The following is an 18,287-nucleotide window of genomic DNA, read 5'->3' on the forward strand; positions in this document are numbered from 1 at the left end:
GAGTACCACGCCGCTCAATATCTGAACGAGCAGCATGACGGAGAGCGCCGCACCGAAGGTGTAGGCATAGTTCAGGTTGCGCGGCACCGGATATGCAACGAAGCTGTCGTAAACCATGCGCGGCAGCGGAAGGCGCGCATCGATCCACTTTTCCAGGCCGGTTGATGGCTCGTAGCTGGAATGGCCACTCATGTATCAGTCTCCCCTCAACCGATCTTAATTTTAGTGTCGGACACGAATGCAAACGTCGGAATCGCCAGGTTCTGCGGCGCCGGACCCTTACGGATACGGCCGGCGGTGTCATAGACCGAACCATGGCAGGGACAGAACCAGCCATTGTATTCGCCGGCCTGACCAAGCGGAACGCAGCCGAGATGCGTGCAGGTGCCGATCATGACGATCCAGTTTTCCTTGCCCTGGCCGCCCGAACGGTCGACGCCCGTAGCCTGGGCGTCGGCAGGCAGGTTCGCATTACGAGCAACCGGGTCCTTAAGGTCCGCCATCGGAACGTCGGCGGCGGCCTTCACTTCCTCGGGAGTGCGGTTGCGGATGAAAATCGGCTTCCCGCGCCACTTGGCGGTCAGCGACATGCCGGGCTCGAGGCTCGCGACGTCGACTTCGATGGAGGCAAGGGCCAGTGTGGAGGCATCCGGCCGCATCTGGTCGATGAACGGCCATGCGACCGCGGCGGCGCCGACAGCGCCTGCCATACCAGTGGTGAGATAAAGGAAATCACGGCGCGTGGGCTCGCTTGAAGCCTCGCTAGTCGTTTCGTACTCGCTCACGTCTTAACCATCCTCTGCGCAATTTTGGCGGAATTCCGCCCTGCCCCCTTTGGGCGGCGGCGAATCGCAATTGACGCAGTTCGGCCATAGATTCTCCACCCCTCACCGCGCGTTCTAAGCGTGAACGCAAATTATGTCCAGCCTTCACAAGGGGATGAGACTCAATGTCGCCGTAATCTTAGATGAATTTTTTAAGGCAGCCCCGCTAGCGTCCTTGGATCGAGGCGTCATTGCGGAGGCGTCTTCCTATATCGCGCGTGCCTCGCGCGCCCCCATATCCTCGCCGGCTCCGAGGAAACCGCCCGACTGGCGGGCCCAAAGCTCGGCATAAAGCCCGCCTCTTTCCACCAAGGCATCATGTGAACCTTCCTCGATGATTCGGCCTTCATCGACGACGATCAGCCGATCGAGCGCCGCAATGGTGGAAAGGCGATGCGCGATGGCGAGCACGGTCTTGCCCTCCATGATCCGGCTGAGATTGGACTGGATCGCCTCTTCCACTTCCGAATCGAGTGCCGAGGTCGCCTCGTCGAGCACCAGAATCGGTGCATTCTTCAGCATGACGCGCGCAATGGCGATGCGCTGCCGCTGCCCGCCGGAAAGCTTCACACCGCGCTCGCCGACATGCGCCTCGAAAGCCTTGCGTCCCTGCTGATCCTGCAGCCGTTCGATGAATTCGAGCGCTTCGGCCCGTCGCGCAGCGTCAATCAACCGTTCTTCGCTCGCGTCGGGCCTGCCGAAAAGGATATTGTCCCTCACCGAGCGGTGCAGCAGCGACGTATCCTGGCTGACGACGCCGATCTGCGTGCGCAGCGACTCCTGCTTGACCTTGGCGATGTCCTGGCCATCGATCAGAATGCGCCCGCCTTCCAGGTCGTAGAGACGCAGCAAGAGATTGACCAGCGTCGACTTGCCCGCGCCGGAGCGTCCGACGATCCCGACCTTTTCGCCCGGCGCTACCGTCAGGGAGAAATTCTCGATGACGCCCTTGCCGCGGCCGTAGTGGAAAGTCACGTTTTCGAAGCGGATACCGGGCTCCTTGATGACGAGATCGGCGGCATCCGGCCGGTCGACGAGGCCAAGCGGCTGCGAAATCATTTCGGCAGCGTTCTGGATGGTGCCCAGATTGCGCATGATGCCGTTGAACTGTGTCATCAAGCGCCCGAGGAGGAAGTTGAGACGCAGAACAAGCGCCAGCGAAAAGGCCACGGCCCCGGAACTGATCAACCCGCGCAGCCAGAGATCGACGCTCAATCCGGTCATCGTCACGATCATCAGGCCGGAGAGCAGCGCCATCGAGGCGCGCACGCCGGTGATGAACCGGGTGAAGCGCAGCACCGTCTCCTGATAGATATCGAAGCCCTGACGCATGTACCGGTCGCTCTCTTCGTGGCGAGCGAAGAGCTTCAGCGTCTGGATATTACTGTAGGAATCGACCATGCGACCGTTCAGCATGGAGGCGGCTTCAGCGGTCTCGCGGGAGTGATAACGGATGCGCGGCACGAAATAGCGGGCAAGCACGCCAAAGGCGCAAAGCCACAGAAGAACAACCAGCGCAAGCGAAAAGTCCAGCCGCGCGACGAGCACCAGCGTCGTTGCTGCGTAAATGCCGACGAACCAGACGCTCTCCATGAGCGAGGTCACGAGGTCGCCCACTGCCTGACCGGCCGACCAGACCTTGGTCACGATCCGACCGGAAAAATCGCTCTGAAAGAAATGCAGCGATTGTCGCGACACATGCAGATACGACTGCCATCGCGCGAGATTGTAAAAGCCCGGCGTGATCACCTGCTGATCGACCAGCGCGATCAGGAAGGCGACAACGAAGCGAACGAGGCCGATCAGCCCCAGCATGCCGAAGAGCTCGGCGCCATGTGCAGCAAGCAGTTCGCTCCAGCCGACGCCCGGTTTGACGGTTCCCAGGATGTCCACCAGCCGTCCGACAAACCAGAACAATGCAGCCTCGATCGCCGCCGACATGCCGCCGAGAATAAGCATCGCAACGAAGGGCCATTTGGCCTGGCCGATGTAGAACCAGATGAAGCCGGCCGTCGCACGCGGCGGCTGAATATTGTCGCGCGGTCGGAACGGGTTGATCCAGTTCTCAAACAGATTGAGTATCGGGCGCAGAAACATCGTTGCGATATAGGCTGAAACGGCCCTACGGCAAAGGGAATGCAAGGCAGATACAACCTTATATTTTGGTAATTTTCGGTAACATCGACGGCATTAGCGTTGAATGTCGCTGACCTCGTGCCAATCTCGGAGTACAATCGCCGCTTAACGGAGAAATACCCTATGGAAACGAAGATGCTTGCAGCGCATATTCCGCTTCCGCTCGCGGGCAGGCTCGACGAAACCGCTGCACAACTTGGTATCTCGCGCGACTTCATTGTCAGTGAGGCGATCGCCGCATGGCTCGACCGCGAGGAAGAGCGCCGCCTGACAGCCCTCCGTGCCATGGCAGGGGCAGGCGCCCTCGTCCTGGTGGAGCGCCACAGGGTTAGAGACTGGGCCGATAGCCTGTGAGCAGGCGTTGAATAATATTTTGAAACGAAAGGTCCTCCCGGATTTGCTGGGAGGACCTTTCATTTGTTACTCCGCCGCTTGCTCGGCTTCTTCCGAGTGATCGGCTAGGAAGCCGCCGGATTGGCGGCTCCAGAGGTCGGCATAAATGCCGCCCTGCCCGACGAGATCGCCATGCGAGCCTGTCTCGATGATCCGGCCCTTATCGAGCACGATCAGCCGGTCCATCTCGGTCAGCGTTGAAAGGCGATGGGCGATCGCGATCACCGTCTTGCCTTCCATCAGCGCAAACAGGTTTTCCTGGATCGCCGCTTCCACTTCCGAATCGAGCGCCGATGTCGCCTCGTCGAGCACCAGGATCGGTGCGTCCTTCAGGAAGACGCGGGCAATCGCAATGCGCTGGCGCTGGCCGCCGGAGAGCTTGACGCCCCGTTCGCCGACCTGAGCATCGAGCCCCTTGCGTCCCTGCATGTCGACAAGTCCTTCGACGAACTCCCAGGCATTCGCCCGCTTTGCCGCTTCGATCACCTCCGCATCCGTCGCGTCCGGACGACCGTACGCGATGTTTTCGCGGATCGAGCGATGCAGCAGAGACGTATCTTGCGTCACCACGCCGATCAGCGAACGGAGGCTTTCCTGCGACACCGCCGCAATATCCTGCCCGTCGATGGTGATGCGGCCCGCTTCCAGATCGTAAAAGCGCAACAGCAGGTTCATCAACGTCGTCTTGCCGGCACCGGAGCGGCCGACGAGACCGACCTTCTCGCCCGCCTTGATGTCCAGTGACAGGTTGTCGACGACGCCGTTGCCCTTGCCGTAATGGAAGCGGATGCGCTCGTAGTGGATTGCACCTTTCTTCGCCTCCATCTGCGGCGCACCCGGCTTGTCGGTGATGTCGTGGTTCTTCGTCATCATCTCCATGCCGTCATAAACGGTGCCGATGTTCTCGAAGAGTGCCGATACCTCCCACATGATCCACTGCGACATGCCGTTGACCCGCATCGCAAGGCCGATCGCGATGGCGATTGCACCGACAGAGATCTGACCATTCAGCCAAAACCAGATCGACAGGCCTGAGACAACGAAGAGCGCCACGCAGTTGTTTATATAGACGGACATGTGGAACAGCGTGACGCGACGCATCTGCTGGTGCACCGTCTCAAGGAATTCGCCCATGCCCGCCTTGGCATAGCCCTCTTCCCTCCCGGCATGCGAGAAGAGCTTGACGGTCGCAATGTTCGTATAGCTGTCGACCACGCGCCCCGTCATCATCGAGCGCGCGTCCGCCTGCTGTGCGGCGATCTTGCGGAGCCGCGGCACGAAATAGGAGACGATGCCGACATAGGCACCGAGCCAGATCAGGATCGGGATCATCAGCCGCCAATCGGCCGCCGCGATCACGATGATCATCGTCAGGAAGTAGGTGACGACATAGACGAAGACATCGAGGATCTTCATCGTCGTTTCGCGGACGGCCAGCGACGTTTGCATCACCTTGGTCGCAACGCGTCCGGCGAACTCGTTGGCGAAGAAGGTCATGCTGTGGCGCAGCAGGAAGCGGTGCATCTGCCAGCGCGCTATCATCGGATAGTTGCCGAGCAGGACCTGATGCATGATCAGGGAATCCAGCCCCGCCGCCAATGGCAGGCCGATCAGGATCAAAGCCGCCATCAAGGCGAGCCTCGGCCATTCTGTCTGCAGGAATGTCGCCTTGTCGGCATGCGACAGCCAGTCGACGATATCGCCGAGGAACTGGAAGAGCATCACCTCGCCGATTGCAATCAATGCAGTCAGCACCGCCATGGCTGCAAGCCACGGTGCCGCCGGCTTCGTGTAATGCCAGCAGAAGGCAAAGAGGCCTTTCGGAGGAACACTAGGCTCCTCGCTCGGAAAGGGATTCAATCGCTGTTCAAACCAGCTGAACATGAAAATGCTCCGGAACTTCACCGTTCCGCCTCCCGGCCTGCGCAAACAACGCTTGGGCACATATGGGAACCGGACGTTCAAGGGGCGAGGCCGCAACGGCCGCGCAATGGATCAAAAAAGTGGAATTTCAGGAAGATATGCGCACTAGAGGCGCGGAATCGCGACGCCGGTCATCACGGCCGGAAGGCGCACACGTGGCAAATTGTTCATCTTGGCCTCCCTGCTAGCGATTGAAGATGCGCACTCATAACGCGAAACCATCGAAATTTCCAGTCCGGAATTGGCCGAACCGGAACAATTCGGCCAGTTGCCAAGAGCAAAAGAATATCAGAAGCTCGTCGCTATGCAGCCATAGGTCTTATCAGCCAGAAGAACTTGCGGAACATGACAACTGCGTCTCCGCCTGTGCCGGCCAATCAGAGCAACGCCAGCATCTGCCGGGGTTGCTGGGATCAGATGCGCGTGCCCATCCCGATCCGTGGCCCGCTCGCCCTGCCCTTCCGCGCATTCGGCATCACTCGCAGCAAAATGAATCCCGATATCTGCACGATCTGCGAACGGTCCTTTCAATACGTCAAGAAGCAGCGTCAGATCACCGCCAATGCAACCATCCTGTTTGCTGACATCAGGGGGTTTACGGACCTGTCGGAGCGCATCGAAGCGGTCAAACTGAGCGAGATCGTCAGCCTCTTTCAGGATCGCTGCGCACAGGCGGTCTGGGCACACGACGGCATCGTCAACAAACAGATGGGCGATGGCCTGATGGCGATCTTCAATTTTCCGATCGTCAGAAAGGATCACGCCGGCGCGGCGATCATGGCAGCGCTCGACATACAGCGATCCTGTGCAGCAGCTCTGAACTGTCTCAATCCGGACCTCGACGGACTGGCAGGCCGCAGACTCGGCGTCGGTGTCGGCATCCATACCGGCGATGTCCAGATCGGCGAGTTTTCAAGCTTTCGCAGCGATTTCACGGCGATCGGCGGTGTGGTCAATCTGGCTGCGCGGCTGGAATCTCAGGCCGCCGCCGGCGAGATTCTCCTGTCATCAGAGACGGCTACCCACGCCCCGGACCTCGCGGGCGCAGCGGAAGAGCGCCTGCTCGTGCTCAAGGGCATAGAACAACAGGTGCAGGCGCGGGTGCTGGTCAAGAGCTGAGCTGCTGCGTCCTCCGGCTTTCTTCCAGGGGAACCGGATGTGCGTAATTGGCGCCCCAGTTGCGTCGGGACCATAGTTACACTACGGCTCCTCGGCAAAGCAGTAGGCGGTGCACCGGATGATTGATCTCAGACTGGCTCTTTATCAACCTGATATCCCCGGCAATACCGGTACAATCCTGCGGCTTGCGGCCTGCCTCGGGATCGCTGTCGACATCATCGAGCCGGCAGGCTTCGATATTTCCGATCGCAATCTGAAGCGTGCCGGCATGGATTACATCGTAGCGGCCGCGCTGACCCGCCATGTCAGCTGGGACCGTTTCGACGAATGGCGCGCTTCCACCGGCCGCCGCATCGTTCTCGCTTCGACCAAGGCAACGGACCGATATACCGACTTCGCGTTCCGGCCGACCGATATCCTGCTTTTCGGCCGCGAAAGCGCAGGCGTTCCGGATCACGTTCACGACAAAGCCGATGCCCGGGTCCTGATCCCGATGGTCGAGGGGCAACGCTCGATCAACGTTGCGGTTTCCGCCGCGATGATCGTCGGCGAAGCCATGCGGCAGACTGCCTGGAGTTGATTTTCGCCCTTCTCGAGACACATGTAGAAGTGTCGTTGCGATACGTCACAAACGGCATTGTGATATCGCAGAACAGGCGTATTATCCTTAGCCGGACAATCAAAAATCAGCATCCAGGCCGGAATTTCCTCGAAATGGCAATGTGCTGAAACTCAGATTGCACAGCTTTGCACCGGCCGCGAACGAGAAGAAAAAGACCGCCTAGAATGGAATCCACAATCGTCATGATAAACCTGTTCGGCGCAGTGGCGCTGCTGCTGTTCGGCCTCGCGCAGGTGAAGGACGGCGTTTCGCGGGCTTTCGGAGCGCGGCTCAGGACGGGTCTGGCGACCGGTACGCGCAGCGGATTGCGCTCCTTCGTTTCAGGCTTTGTCGCTACGGTAGCATTGCAGAGTTCGACGGCTACGGCGCTGATGGTCGCCTCGTTCGTCGAGCGCGAACTGGTGAAGCCGCGCATGGCGCAGATCGTATTGCTCGGCGCCAATGTCGGCACGGCGGTGACTGCCTGGATTGTCGCTACCGGCATCGAGTGGCTATCCCCGCTCGTCATCCTCGCAGGCATCGTGCTCTATCGCAGCGGCTCGACTAACCGGCAGGGCGGCGGCACCGCCCTGATCGGAATCGGCTTGATGCTGTTGTCGCTGCATCTCCTGAGCGGCGCGACTGAACCCATGCGCCAATCTCCAGCACTCGCGGCTTTCATCGGCCTGCTCGACAATGCCTGGCCGGTAGCGCTCGCCTTCTCAGCCGGCATTGCTTTCATCTCCTCATCGAGTCTCGCCGCCGTCGTGTTGATCCTCTCTCTGACATCGACCGGCATCCTCTCGGCCGGCCTCGTCATCGTCCTGGTTTTGGGTGCCAATCTTGGCGGCGCAATTCCGCCGGTCGTCGCGTCGCTTTCCGGGCCCGCTTCCGCCAAGCGGGTCACGCTTGGCAACTTGATCATCCGCGCCGCCGGCTGCGTGATAGCGCTTCCACTTGCCGGTTACGCCGGTGAACTATTGGAAATGCTGCCGCTTGACCCAGCCAAGCTGCCGGTCGATGCTCATCTCGGCTTCAACCTCGTGCTTGCCGCCCTCGCATGGCCCTTCTCGCGGTTGCTGTCGCGGCTGATGCTGTATCTAGTTCCGGAAGAAGCGCAGACCGACAACGCACCCAAATATCTTGACGAGCACGAGCTATCGGCGCCCGTGGTGGCGCTCGCCAGCGCGACCCGCGAAGTGCTCGGCGTCGGTGACCTCATTGAACGCATGCTGATGCGCGCTTCCGAGGCCTTCGAGCAGAACGATCTGACAAAGCTCAAGGAGCTTCCCGGGCTCGAAAAGCGCGTTGACAGCCTGCAGCAGGAGGTAAAGATCTACCTTTCGAAGCTCGGTCGCGAAGGGTTGAGCGAAGAGAATGCCCGCCACTCGATCGTTATCATCGACTACGCGATCAACCTCGAACATATCGGCGACATCATCGAAAAAGGCCTGCTGCCGCAAATCACCAAAAAGGCTTCACTCGGCCTCAGATTCTCCGAAGATGGGTATCGGGAACTGAAGAAACTCTTCCACCTGACGATCGACAACTTGCGGATCGCGCAAACGATCTTCGTGACGCGCGATTTCAATCTCGCCAAGCAGATGATGGAAGTGAAGGTCGAGGTGCGCAGGATGGAGAAGCAATCTGCCGAACGACACCTCGAAAGGCTGCGCGAAGGCCATGCCGACAGCCTGCAGACGAGCTCCCTGCATCTCGACATGCTGCGCGACCTGAAGCGTATCAACGCCCATATCATCTCGGTCGCTCACCCCATTCTCGACGAAAGCGGGCTGCTGATCGAAAGCCGTCTGCGTACGCCGGCGGAATGACGATCAGTCGGCGGAAGGCAATCGGCGCATCGTGAATTCGATCTGGTCGTTGTCCAGCTGCCGCCAGCTTTCGACCTCGGTCCAGTAGGCCGCCTTCGGGTATTCGGCAAACCATTCGCGAGCCTTTGCCCGCGCATCGAGCAAACCAAGCCGATATGTCTCGCGCACGAAGTGATCGCCCTTCCGGGCAGAGCCTTCCGCACGATGCCGTTCGATCCTGCGCTTCAAGCCGTCAAACGACGGAGGTCCCGGGATTTTAGCCATGAAAGCTACCTCCAGCCCGAAGGTAGTATTGAAAGTACTAATTTGCGAGTCGAATCTTCCCCGCCTCGACTGCGTCCTTCCGCCTGCTGGCGGGACGCCGGTGCAGCTGTTACCACGAGTTCATGATCAGACGTGATCGAGTCGCTACGCCATACTAGCGAACGCGGGGGTAATGATGGAACGACCAGAACTGCCGATCGGCCTGCCGGACGATATCGAAGAAAAGAAGACTGCCGCTCGCACATGGTTCGAAGGATTGCGCGACACCATCTGCGCCTCCTTCGAGGAGCTGGAAGACGAGCTGACCGGCCCTCTCTCAGACCAGGAACCGGGCCGTTTCGTCGGCAAGGAATGGTCGCGCGAAAATGGCGCTGGCGGCGGTGGTCGGATGTCGATGATGCATGGCCGCGTTTTCGAGAAGGTTGGCGTTCATACCTCGACCGTTTACGGCGAATTCGCGCCGGATCTGCGCGCCCAGATGCCGGGCGCCAGCGAAGACCCGCGCTTCTGGGCCTCGGGGATTTCGCTGATCGCCCATCCGGTGAACCCCAACGTGCCAGCCGTACACATGAATACCCGCATGGTCGTTACCTCCAGCCGCTGGTTCGGAGGCGGTGCGGACCTGACGCCCGTTCTCGAAAACCGCCGCACGCAGGATGACGACGATACCCGGCTCTTCCACAAGGCAATGGAAATTGCCTGCCGCAGCCACTTGGCCGTCGCAGATTACGACGTCTACAAGAAGTGGTGCGACGAGTATTTCTTCCTGAAACACCGCAACGAGCCGCGCGGCGTCGGCGGCATCTTCTACGACTGGCTGCATTCCAGCCCCGAGGCCGGCGGGTGGGATGCCGATTTCGCTTTCACGCGCGATGTCGGCCGCGCCTTCGCCATGGTCTATCCCAAAATCGTTCGCCTAAACTTCAACAAGGAGTGGAGCGAAGCCGATCGTGACGAACAGTTGATCAGGCGTGGCCGCTATGTTGAGTTCAATTTGCTCTATGATCGCGGTACAATCTTCGGACTGAAGACCGGCGGCAACATCGAATCCATCCTGTCTTCGATGCCCCCAGTTGTCCGGTGGCCGTGACTGTACGCTAGTGTACAGGTAAAAATACATTTCAAGGCCTTCAAGAAGCGTGAACGAGTGTTAAATTAGGAGTGTGTTGCGTAACAATCGGAGGAGGGTTGTCATGACGATACAAAGCGGCTCACCAGCATCTGCGGATGTTCGGGAGTCAGCACGAGCAATCGAAATGCCGGACTTCCTGAGCCGTATTGCCGAAGAAATGAGGGCAAAAAGCGGCTCTGATCTGCCCCTATGCTGCTTCATCGAACAGGTGAGACTCCAGCTCGCTGCCGGAAAATCACTTGAAGAATTGCAAGAAAAGATGCGCGAAAGTGCAGCGTCAAATGCACCGTATGAGTCATCCGACTGCTATCGCGCCTGGGCCATGCCGGAGTAATCCGTATGTGTTACCGGCCGGCGCACGTCGTCGGCTGGAACTTTCTCCCGGTTTCGTACATTGAAGACAGCGCTATCATTCTGTCATCTTCCGGACAAAGGAGTAGACAATGCGACTTTTCGAATGTGGTACGCTTGTTCCGGGCTGTTCTTGGCACACACGCGCCAACGAAGACGCCGAAATCGTCCGCCGCGCGATCGAGCATATGAAAACCGCCCATGGTGAAACAACCATTCGCGAAAACATGGTCGACAACATCAAGGCCCGCATCCGCGACGAAGCGACTGCCGCCTGATCACCTCGGAAGGTCCTTCAGCCGGGCGAGCAGGGTCGCCCGGTCCGCGGCAAAATTCTCTTCCACCCATTGGTTCTCAAGCTTCGCCAGTGCCTCGCCGACGCGCGGCCCCGCCGGAATGCCTTTGGAAATGACATCGCCGCCGCCGATCGGGAACTGCGGCTTCTTCCACGCCAGAGCATGATCCAGGAGCTTACCGAGCCTTGCCGACCGGCTCATCTCATTCATGTCACCCTCCGCCTTGCCGCGAGCAACAGCCAGAGCGAGCTTCAGACGCGTCACGATACCTTCAGCACCGTTGCGGTAGAGCAGCCGGTCGAAGGCTGCGGCCGATATTTCGTCATTGACGGCCGGAGCCGCCGCCCAGGCTCTGAAATAGGCCGCTTCGGCATTTGAGAGTTTCAGGCGTGCCGCCATCTTCTCGAGCCGCTCGGCATCCGGCGGAACGATCGAGGCGAGCCGCAAGAGCGGATCCAGTAACCAGCCAAGGGCCTTTTCGGTCGAAACGAGAGCGGGGATGGCGTCGATGCCCCATTTCTCCGTTTCCGGCAGGACTTCATTGAGCACCGCGACCTGTCGCATCCAGAGCAGCGCCCTGCCGGGATCTTCGGCGGAAAGCAGCTTGCGAAGCTCCGACCAGACGCGTTCGGACGAAAGCGTACTGAGCTTCGAGCGCGCCGCTGCACAGGCTTTCAGGCCCTCCGCATCCGGCCGGCCCGAGCCGTAATAGGCAAAGAACCGGAAGAAGCGCAGGATGCGCAGGTAATCTTCGGCGATGCGCGTCGCTGCATGACCGATGAACCGGATATTGCGCTTCTCGACATCCGCAAGCCCGCCGACGAGATCGACGACCTTACCTTCGGAATTCATGTAGAGCGCGTTGATCGTCAAATCGCGCCGTTCGGCATCCGCTTGCCAGTCCGTGCTGAAGGCAACCTTCGCGCGACGCCCGTCGGTCTCGACGTCGGTGCGCAGCGTCGTCACTTCGAATGGTTTTCCCTCGATCACCAGCGTCACCGTGCCATGCGCAATGCCGGTCGGGACTGCTTTGACACCGTCCTCCTTCGCCCGTTCGATCACCGCATCCGGCGTCAGCGTCGTCGCGATGTCGATATCGCTGACCGGCAGCCCCATCAGGCTGTTACGCACCGCCCCGCCGACGACGCGCCCTTCCCCGCCGTCTGCGTTCAGCAATGCAAAGACGCGTTGAAGGCGGGGATCCTCGAACCATGCTTGATCAGCAAGGCTGGTCATTCATAAAGCCTCTCATAAAGTGTGCGGACGATGCCCGCGGTGATGCCCCAGATCATCCAGCCTTCATAGGGCATACGGTAAAAATGCCGGTCGATGCCTTCGACCTCGCGTCGGTCGCGTGTGTGATTGTCCGGGTTCATCAGAAACGAAAGCGGCACCTCAAAGACGTCGTCGACTTCCCGCGGGTTAAGCTGGAGCTCGAAGCCGGGCTTCACCACGGCGAGCACAGGGGTAATGCGAAACCCGGTCGCGGCAAGATAATGCGGCAGGCGCCCGACCGTCTCGACGAACGCGCCCGCAATCCCGATCTCTTCCTGCGTCTCGCGGATCGCAGCCATTTCCGGTGAAACGTCGGTCGGATCAATTGCCCCGCCGGGGAAAGAGATCTGCCCGGAATGCTTGCGCAGGTTTGCCGTGCGCTTGGTGAAAATCACGCGCGCGTCATCGCCGGTGTCGACAACCGGCACCAGCACCGCAGCATCGCGAAGATGCAAGTTCTCCACCATCGCCACGATATCCGGGTTGAGGATGTGATCGCCGTGATCCCGCCAGGAGTGATCAACCGGACCGCCGGTCTGATTGAGCGCCCGGCGGCGAAATTCGGCAGCGGAATAGCGTGGATAGCGTTTGGTCAGTGCATCGCTCATCGGGAAAGCGCATCCAGTTCGTCGGCCGGCATGACGGGAAAGATGCAGCCGCCGGACCGGACGCAGAACATGTCCCTGCCCTCGATGATGCTGACTTCTCCGGTCTCCACAAGTTCGTACATGACCGCACGCGACACCAAAGCCTCGAGGCGCCCGCGGACATGCAAATACGGCTTAAGTTCGCTGTTCTCGCCATGGATCACGAAGCGCAGCGAATGCTCCTTTCCGGCTTCTACGACATCGCCGGTATTGGTGCGGAATGTCAGCATCTGATCGCCGCCGCGATCGGAGACGCTCATCTCGACGGCGACGAATGGTGCATCGACGACGCTGATTCCGACTTTTTCGACAGGCGTCACGAGATAGGTCTTGCCGTCGTCATCCTTGCGCAAAACGGTCGAGAACAGGCGCACCAAGGGCGCGCGGCCGATTGGCGTGCCCATATAGAACCAGGTGCCGTCGGCGCGGATTTCCATGTCGATATCGCCGCAAAAGGGCGGATTCCACTTCTCGACGGGTGGAAGCCCCCGCTTCCCGCCCGTTTCGCCAGCGGCGCGCGAAATCAGCGCGGCCAGCCCTGCGGCATCTTCGCTCGCCCTGATCTCTTGCGCTGCCATCGTTCTGTCCCGGTTTGCTTTTAACGAGAAGGATCAGTCACGAGATAGTCATTTGAAGCGAACTTGTCAGCCCGTAACATCTTCATAACTCTATCGGGTATGAACAACTGGCGTAAAATCAGCCGATTCGCGACGAATGATCCAGCCGTTGGAGATGCCTAATGGGTATGATGCAGACCGAAGACAGCCTCGATGAAAAGGCAATCATCGCCGCCGCGGAAAGGGCGCTTGCCGATATCGCCCTTATCCGCGAAGAAATCTCCAAGGTGATCTTCGGCCAGGAAAGCGTCGTTGAAAATACGTTGCTCGCCGTTCTTTCCGGCGGCCATGCGCTTCTGGTGGGTGTCCCTGGGCTTGCAAAGACCAAGCTGGTGACGACGCTTGGCGAAGTGCTCGGCCTTGGCGCGAACCGCATCCAGTTCACTCCGGACCTGATGCCCTCGGACATCCTCGGCTCCGAAGTCATGGATCAGGATGACAGCGGCCGCCGTTCCTTCCGTTTCGTCAAGGGCCCGGTCTTCGCACAGTTGCTCATGGCGGACGAAATCAACCGCGCCTCGCCGCGTACGCAGTCGGCGCTGTTGCAATCCATGCAGGAATACCATGTCACCATCGCCGGCCAGCGATACGACCTGCCGGCGCCCTTCCACGTTCTCGCCACGCAGAACCCGCTTGAGCAGGAAGGCACCTATCCGCTACCGGAAGCGCAGCTTGACCGTTTCCTTCTGCAGGTGGACGTGCACTATCCGGAACTCGCGGCCGAGCGCCAGATCCTCCTCGAAACGACAGGCCTCAGCGAAACAAAGCCGAAAGCCGTGCTCAACGCCGGGCGGCTGATGGAGATCCAGAAGCTCATTCGCCAGATGCCGGTGAGCGACAAGGTCGTCGACGCAATCCTCGATCTGGTGCGTTCCGCCCGCCCCGGCCAGGGCAACGCCACGACCGACAAGCATGTCGCCTGGGGCCCCGGCCCGCGCGCCGGCCAGTCGATGATGCTCTGCGCCCGCGCCCGGGCGCTCTACGAGGGCCGTCTCGCGCCGTCGATCGATGATATCTACGCGCTTGCCGAACCCGTTCTCGAACACCGAATGGCGCTCACCTTCGTCGCCCGTGCCGAAGGCATGTCCGTCCGCGACGTCATCGCCGGATTGGTCAAGCAGGCCAAGGGATAAGGAAGCCGGACGCGTGGCAGTAATCGGACAGATCGTCAATCCGACACCAGGCAGCGATGCCCTTGCCCGTGCAAGACAACGGGCCTCTCTGGTGCCGGATTGCCTGGTCGAAGCCAAGCGCATCGCCAACACCGTGATCGCCGGCTGGCATGGCCGCCGCAAGCGCGGCATAGGCGAGAATTTTTGGCAGTTCCGCCCCTATACCGAAGGTGAAAGCCTGTCGCGCATCGACTGGCGCCGCTCAGCCCGCGACGATCACACCTATGTTCGCGAACGCGAATGGGAAGCCGCTCACACCATTTGGCTCTGGGCCGACATGTCGCCGTCGATGATGTACCAGTCGACCTTCGGCAGCGTCTCGAAGGAGAGCCGCGCGCTCGTTATCATGCTGGCTCTTGCTGAAATCCTGGCCCGCTCCGGCGAGCGCATCGGCTGCCCTGGCGTGATGGAGCCTATCTCCGCCCGCAATGCCGCCGAGCGGCTCGCGACTGCGCTGATGCACGCCCCCTTGGCCGGCGGCCTGCCGGAAATCGGCATGATCCGCGGCTCGAGCGATCTCGTTCTGATCGGCGATTTCCTCGACGACGCGCCGACGATCATGGCACGCCTCGGCCCGCTTGCCCGGCGTGGTCTTCGCGGCCATGTGGTCGAGATCGCCGATCCTGCCGAGGAGCTCTTCCCCTATACCGGACGCACCGAATTCAAAGATCCGGAAACCGGCTCAAGATTGGTGTCCGGCCGCGCGGAACACATCCGCGAAGCCTATAGCCGCGCTTATCTCGCGCGCCGCGACGGCCTCGGCCAATCACTCCGCCATCTCGGCTGGACATTCGTCACTCACCGCACCGACCATCTGGCATCCGAAGCGCTGGTTGCGGTTCATATGTATCTCTCCGGCATGCCGGCCAAGGCGACGCACGGAGGGCAGCTGTGAGCGGACTTCCCTTCGCATTCGCCTATCCAGCAATTCTTGGCGCACTCGTGGCGCTGCCGATCATCTGGTGGCTGCTCAGGCTCACGCCGCCACGACCGAAATCGGAGTATTTTCCGCCGCTGAGAATCCTGGCGACCGTGCTGAAGCGCGAGGAGACGCCGGCCCAAAGCCCCTGGTGGCTGACGCTGCTGCGCATGCTTCTTGCCGCCGCCGTGATCCTCGCCATCGCCGACCCGGTCTTCAATCCCCGCGCCACTTCGCTCGCCGGCGGCGGCCCGTTGGTGCTCTTCGTCGATAACAGCTGGGCCACGGCACCCGATTGGGCACGCCGCGTCCAGACCGCCGAGGCGCTGATCGACGAGGCCGAGTCCGCAGGTATCCCGGTTGCGGTCGCGTTTACCGCCGATCCGACCAACAATGCGGTGCCCGGGACCGCGACGGCTGCCCGCGACAAGCTTCGCGCCGCAGAGCCGCGGCCGCTTGTTCCCGATCGCGGGCGTGCCTTCGAAGCTTTGCGGGTAGCGCTGAATGGAACGAAACCAGGCACCCTCGCATTTCTTTCCGATGGAGCAGCGGCAAAGGAAAATGATGCGACCGTCCGTCAACTGGCCGACCTGCAGCCGGCCGAGTTCCGGCTCGTGGAAGGCGACGCGACGCAGACAATTGCCATTACCGGCGCCACGAATGCCGCGGACGCGATGACCGTGACCGCAACACGCCTGGACAGCACTGGTGCCGCCTCTCTGCCCCTGACGGCGCAAGATGCGCAGGGCCGCCCGATTGCCGCCGGCACTGTCGACTTCCAGCCTGGGCAATCGGTCGCCACCGGCTCGATTGCCGCCCCCTTCGAGATGCGCAATGATTTCGCCCGCGTCAGTATCGACGCCCACGCGACGGCAGGCGCAGTGCAGCTTCTCGACGACGGCTTCAAGCGCCGCCGCGTCGTCCTGCTTTCAGGCGAAGCGGGCGATGACTTCCAGCCGCTTCTCTCCCCGCTATATTACATTCAGCGCGCCTTGCAGCCTTATGCCGATTTGATCCAGCCGAATACGCCCGATCTCGCGACCGCCATTCCTGACCTGCTGTCGCAGAATCCCTCGGTCATCATCATGGCGGATATCGGCCGCCTGCCGCAGGAAACCTATGAGCCGCTGCAGCGCTGGATTGCCAATGGCGGCACGCTGATCCGCTTCGCAGGCCCGCGCCTGGCCGCCGCCCCGGCTGACGATCCGCTTGTGCCCGTGACGCTGCGGCAGGGCGAGCGCGCGCTTGGCGGTTCGCTTTCCTGGGCCGAACCACAGCCGCTTGCGGACTTTCCCAATTTCGGTCCCTTCGCCGGTATGGCCAAGCCGACGGATGTCACCGTCAAGCGCCAGGTTCTCGCCGAGCCGACGCCCGATCTTGCCGAGCGTACCTGGGCAAGCCTTGCTGACGGCACCCCGCTGGTGACGACCAAGCCGATCAACGCCGGTCGTATCGTGCTCTTCCATGTCAGCGCCGAGGCGACCTGGTCCAACCTCCCGATTTCCGGTAATTTCGTCGAGATGCTCAGGCGTATTGTCCAGCTCTCCCGCTCCGGCGGTGTGACCTCCGAAGCCGGCGCGGCGTCGACTGCCGAAGCGCTGCCGCCCTTCCGGCTGCTGACGGCAAAGGGCGTGCTGACGACGGAGACGGGCACCGCCCGCCCGCTCATCCCGAATGCAAAGGCTGAACCCATTTCCAGCTTCGATAACCCGCCCGGACTCTATGGTTCAGAAGACGGCTTTACCGCGTTGAATGTATTGCCGAATAATGCCGAACTGAAGCCGCTGGACATGGCTGGCGCCAATCTCGTCCGGCAGGGCCTGATCGGCGGTGAGACCTGGTCCGCCAAGCCCGCGCTTTTCCTCATCGCCTTCCTGCTGCTCTTGGCAGACAGCCTCATCGTGATGTTCATGGGCGGCGCTTTCTCGCGCCTGCGCTCGGCGGCCCGCCCTGCAGCGCTCGTTGCCGTCGCGATCGGCGCTGCCCTCTTCCTGCAACCGCTCGATGGTCGCGCCGATGACTCCAAGCCCGGTGACGATCAGATTTTCCAGCGGTTGGACAACACACATCTCGCCTATGTCGTCACCGGCGAGCAGGATGTCGACAATATCTCCGAGCGCGGTCTCGAGGGCCTGACGGAGTTCCTGACATTCCGGACGACACTGGAGCCCGCGCCGCCGGTCGGCCTCGATCTCACCAAGGACGAGCTTTCCTTCTATCCGATCATCTATTGGCCGGTTTCCGCCTCCGCGCCGATGCCATCCGCGGCTGCGATCAATCGCATCGACGCCTATATGCGCGCTGGCGGCACCGTGCTTTTCGACACGCGGGACCAATTCACGGCGCTGGACGACAATGGCGGCGCCACAAGCGCCAACGGCGAGCGCCTGCAGCAGATCCTTGCAAACCTAGACATTCCACCGCTCGAGCCGGTTCCTTCCGACCACGTCCTGACAAAGTCGTTCTATCTGCTGTCTAGCTTCCCGGGCCGCTATAGCGGAAGTCCCCTCTGGATCGAGTCACGGCAGGACAATCGTGCTTCGGACCCGAAATCCACCGCCTCCGCCGACGGTGTTTCACCGATCCTCATTACTGGCAACGATTTTGCCGGGGCCTGGGCGGTCGATGAGAACGGCGTACCGATGCTGCCGACCGTTCCGCCGGATGAGATGCAGCGCGAATATGCTTACCGCGCGGGCGTCAACATCATGATGTACATGCTGACCGGCAACTACAAGACCGATCAGGTCCACATCCCAGCGCTCCTCGAACGGCTGGGACAGTGA

17 protein-coding genes and 1 pseudogene are annotated in these 18,287 nt (G+C 61.0%); 10 read left to right on the top strand and 8 right to left on the bottom strand.

Translation table 11 applies throughout. The annotated features are described in order from the left end of the window. The 3 genes and pseudogenes from ACPYOI_RS02360 to ACPYOI_RS02370 all read right to left on the bottom strand — a co-directional run. Positions 1 to 192, bottom strand: a pseudogene (locus ACPYOI_RS02360) (cytochrome b); the annotation flags it as partial. Positions 193 to 206: 14 nt separating this feature from the next. Beyond that, on the bottom strand, positions 207 to 785 hold the full coding sequence (gene petA / locus ACPYOI_RS02365; RefSeq protein WP_481417736.1) for a ubiquinol-cytochrome c reductase iron-sulfur subunit: 579 nt from the start codon (positions 783 to 785) through the stop codon (positions 207 to 209). 246 nt (positions 786 to 1,031) lie between these two features. Continuing rightward, entirely contained in the window at positions 1,032 to 2,921 is a 1,890-nt protein-coding gene (locus ACPYOI_RS02370) for an ABC transporter ATP-binding protein (protein WP_481417748.1), read from the bottom strand. A 162-nt stretch (positions 2,922 to 3,083) separates the two neighbouring features. On the opposite strand from ACPYOI_RS02370, the gene ACPYOI_RS02375 reads away from it, so the two are divergent. After that, on the top strand, positions 3,084 to 3,314 hold the full coding sequence (locus tag ACPYOI_RS02375; protein ID WP_168830483.1) for a CopG family ribbon-helix-helix protein: 231 nt from the start codon (positions 3,084 to 3,086) through the stop codon (positions 3,312 to 3,314). Positions 3,315 to 3,380: 66 nt separating this feature from the next. On the opposite strand, the gene ACPYOI_RS02380 is transcribed toward ACPYOI_RS02375, so the two are convergent. Further along, positions 3,381 to 5,237: an ABC transporter ATP-binding protein gene (locus ACPYOI_RS02380; RefSeq protein WP_481417737.1), complete on the bottom strand. Its 1,857-nt coding sequence runs from the start codon at positions 5,235 to 5,237 to the stop codon at positions 3,381 to 3,383. A 384-nt stretch (positions 5,238 to 5,621) separates the two neighbouring features. Here ACPYOI_RS02380 and ACPYOI_RS02385 point away from each other — a divergent pair, with 384 nt between their 5' ends. From ACPYOI_RS02385 to ACPYOI_RS02395, 3 genes are all read left to right on the top strand, one after another. Continuing rightward, on the top strand, positions 5,622 to 6,395 hold the full coding sequence (locus ACPYOI_RS02385; protein ID WP_481417738.1) for an adenylate/guanylate cyclase domain-containing protein: 774 nt from the start codon (positions 5,622 to 5,624) through the stop codon (positions 6,393 to 6,395). 118 nt (positions 6,396 to 6,513) lie between these two features. Then, positions 6,514 to 6,975 carry a tRNA (cytidine(34)-2'-O)-methyltransferase gene (locus ACPYOI_RS02390; protein ID WP_481417739.1) on the top strand — a complete coding sequence of 154 codons (462 nt, stop codon included), beginning with the start codon at positions 6,514 to 6,516 and terminating at the stop codon, positions 6,973 to 6,975. A 206-nt stretch (positions 6,976 to 7,181) separates the two neighbouring features. Further along, positions 7,182 to 8,828: a Na/Pi cotransporter family protein gene (locus ACPYOI_RS02395; RefSeq protein ID WP_481417740.1), complete on the top strand. Its 1,647-nt coding sequence runs from the start codon at positions 7,182 to 7,184 to the stop codon at positions 8,826 to 8,828. Positions 8,829 to 8,831: 3 nt separating this feature from the next. Here the strand turns inward: ACPYOI_RS02395 and ACPYOI_RS02400 are convergent, their stop codons facing one another. Next, a complete protein-coding gene (locus ACPYOI_RS02400; protein WP_168830476.1) occupies positions 8,832 to 9,092 on the bottom strand; it encodes a hypothetical protein in 261 nt (86 codons plus the stop codon). A gap of 175 nt (positions 9,093 to 9,267) precedes the next feature. Between ACPYOI_RS02400 and hemF the strand changes: the two genes are divergently transcribed. From hemF to ACPYOI_RS02415, 3 genes are all read left to right on the top strand, one after another. Then, a complete protein-coding gene (gene hemF / locus ACPYOI_RS02405; protein ID WP_481422508.1) occupies positions 9,268 to 10,182 on the top strand; it encodes an oxygen-dependent coproporphyrinogen oxidase in 915 nt (304 codons plus the stop codon). Between the two features lie 103 nt (positions 10,183 to 10,285). After that, entirely contained in the window at positions 10,286 to 10,558 is a 273-nt protein-coding gene (locus ACPYOI_RS02410) for a hypothetical protein (protein ID WP_168830474.1), read from the top strand. A gap of 109 nt (positions 10,559 to 10,667) precedes the next feature. After that, the gene (locus ACPYOI_RS02415) at positions 10,668 to 10,853 is read left to right on the top strand and encodes a DUF1059 domain-containing protein (RefSeq protein WP_168830473.1); all 186 of its coding nucleotides are present in this window, start codon (positions 10,668 to 10,670) and stop codon (positions 10,851 to 10,853) included. Here the strand turns inward: ACPYOI_RS02415 and ACPYOI_RS02420 are convergent, their stop codons facing one another. From ACPYOI_RS02420 to ACPYOI_RS02430, 3 genes are read right to left on the bottom strand one after another with little or no spacing between them, the layout of a single operon-like run. Next, positions 10,854 to 12,107, bottom strand: a complete 1,254-nt coding sequence (locus tag ACPYOI_RS02420; RefSeq protein ID WP_481417742.1) for a CCA tRNA nucleotidyltransferase — start codon at positions 12,105 to 12,107, stop codon at positions 10,854 to 10,856. Next, positions 12,104 to 12,754, bottom strand: coding sequence for a CoA pyrophosphatase (locus tag ACPYOI_RS02425; protein ID WP_481417743.1), 651 nt, complete (start codon positions 12,752 to 12,754; stop codon positions 12,104 to 12,106). Before ACPYOI_RS02425 ends, ACPYOI_RS02420 begins: the two co-directional genes overlap by 4 nt. After that, a complete protein-coding gene (locus ACPYOI_RS02430; protein ID WP_481417744.1) occupies positions 12,751 to 13,371 on the bottom strand; it encodes a DUF1285 domain-containing protein in 621 nt (206 codons plus the stop codon). Before ACPYOI_RS02430 ends, ACPYOI_RS02425 begins: the two co-directional genes overlap by 4 nt. Positions 13,372 to 13,532: 161 nt before the next feature. On the opposite strand from ACPYOI_RS02430, the gene ACPYOI_RS02435 reads away from it, so the two are divergent. From ACPYOI_RS02435 to ACPYOI_RS02445, 3 genes are read left to right on the top strand one after another with little or no spacing between them, the layout of a single operon-like run. Beyond that, the gene (locus ACPYOI_RS02435) at positions 13,533 to 14,543 is read left to right on the top strand and encodes an AAA family ATPase (protein ID WP_481422509.1); all 1,011 of its coding nucleotides are present in this window, start codon (positions 13,533 to 13,535) and stop codon (positions 14,541 to 14,543) included. A gap of 13 nt (positions 14,544 to 14,556) precedes the next feature. Then, a complete protein-coding gene (locus ACPYOI_RS02440; protein WP_168830468.1) occupies positions 14,557 to 15,477 on the top strand; it encodes a DUF58 domain-containing protein in 921 nt (306 codons plus the stop codon). Beyond that, positions 15,474 to 18,287 (top strand): DUF4159 domain-containing protein, encoded by a 2,814-nt coding sequence (locus ACPYOI_RS02445; protein WP_481422510.1) that lies wholly within the window; start codon positions 15,474 to 15,476, stop codon positions 18,285 to 18,287. The genes ACPYOI_RS02440 and ACPYOI_RS02445 overlap by 4 nt, the downstream gene beginning before the upstream one ends.

The organism is Rhizobium sp. SVR5-2C (assembly GCF_056755115.1).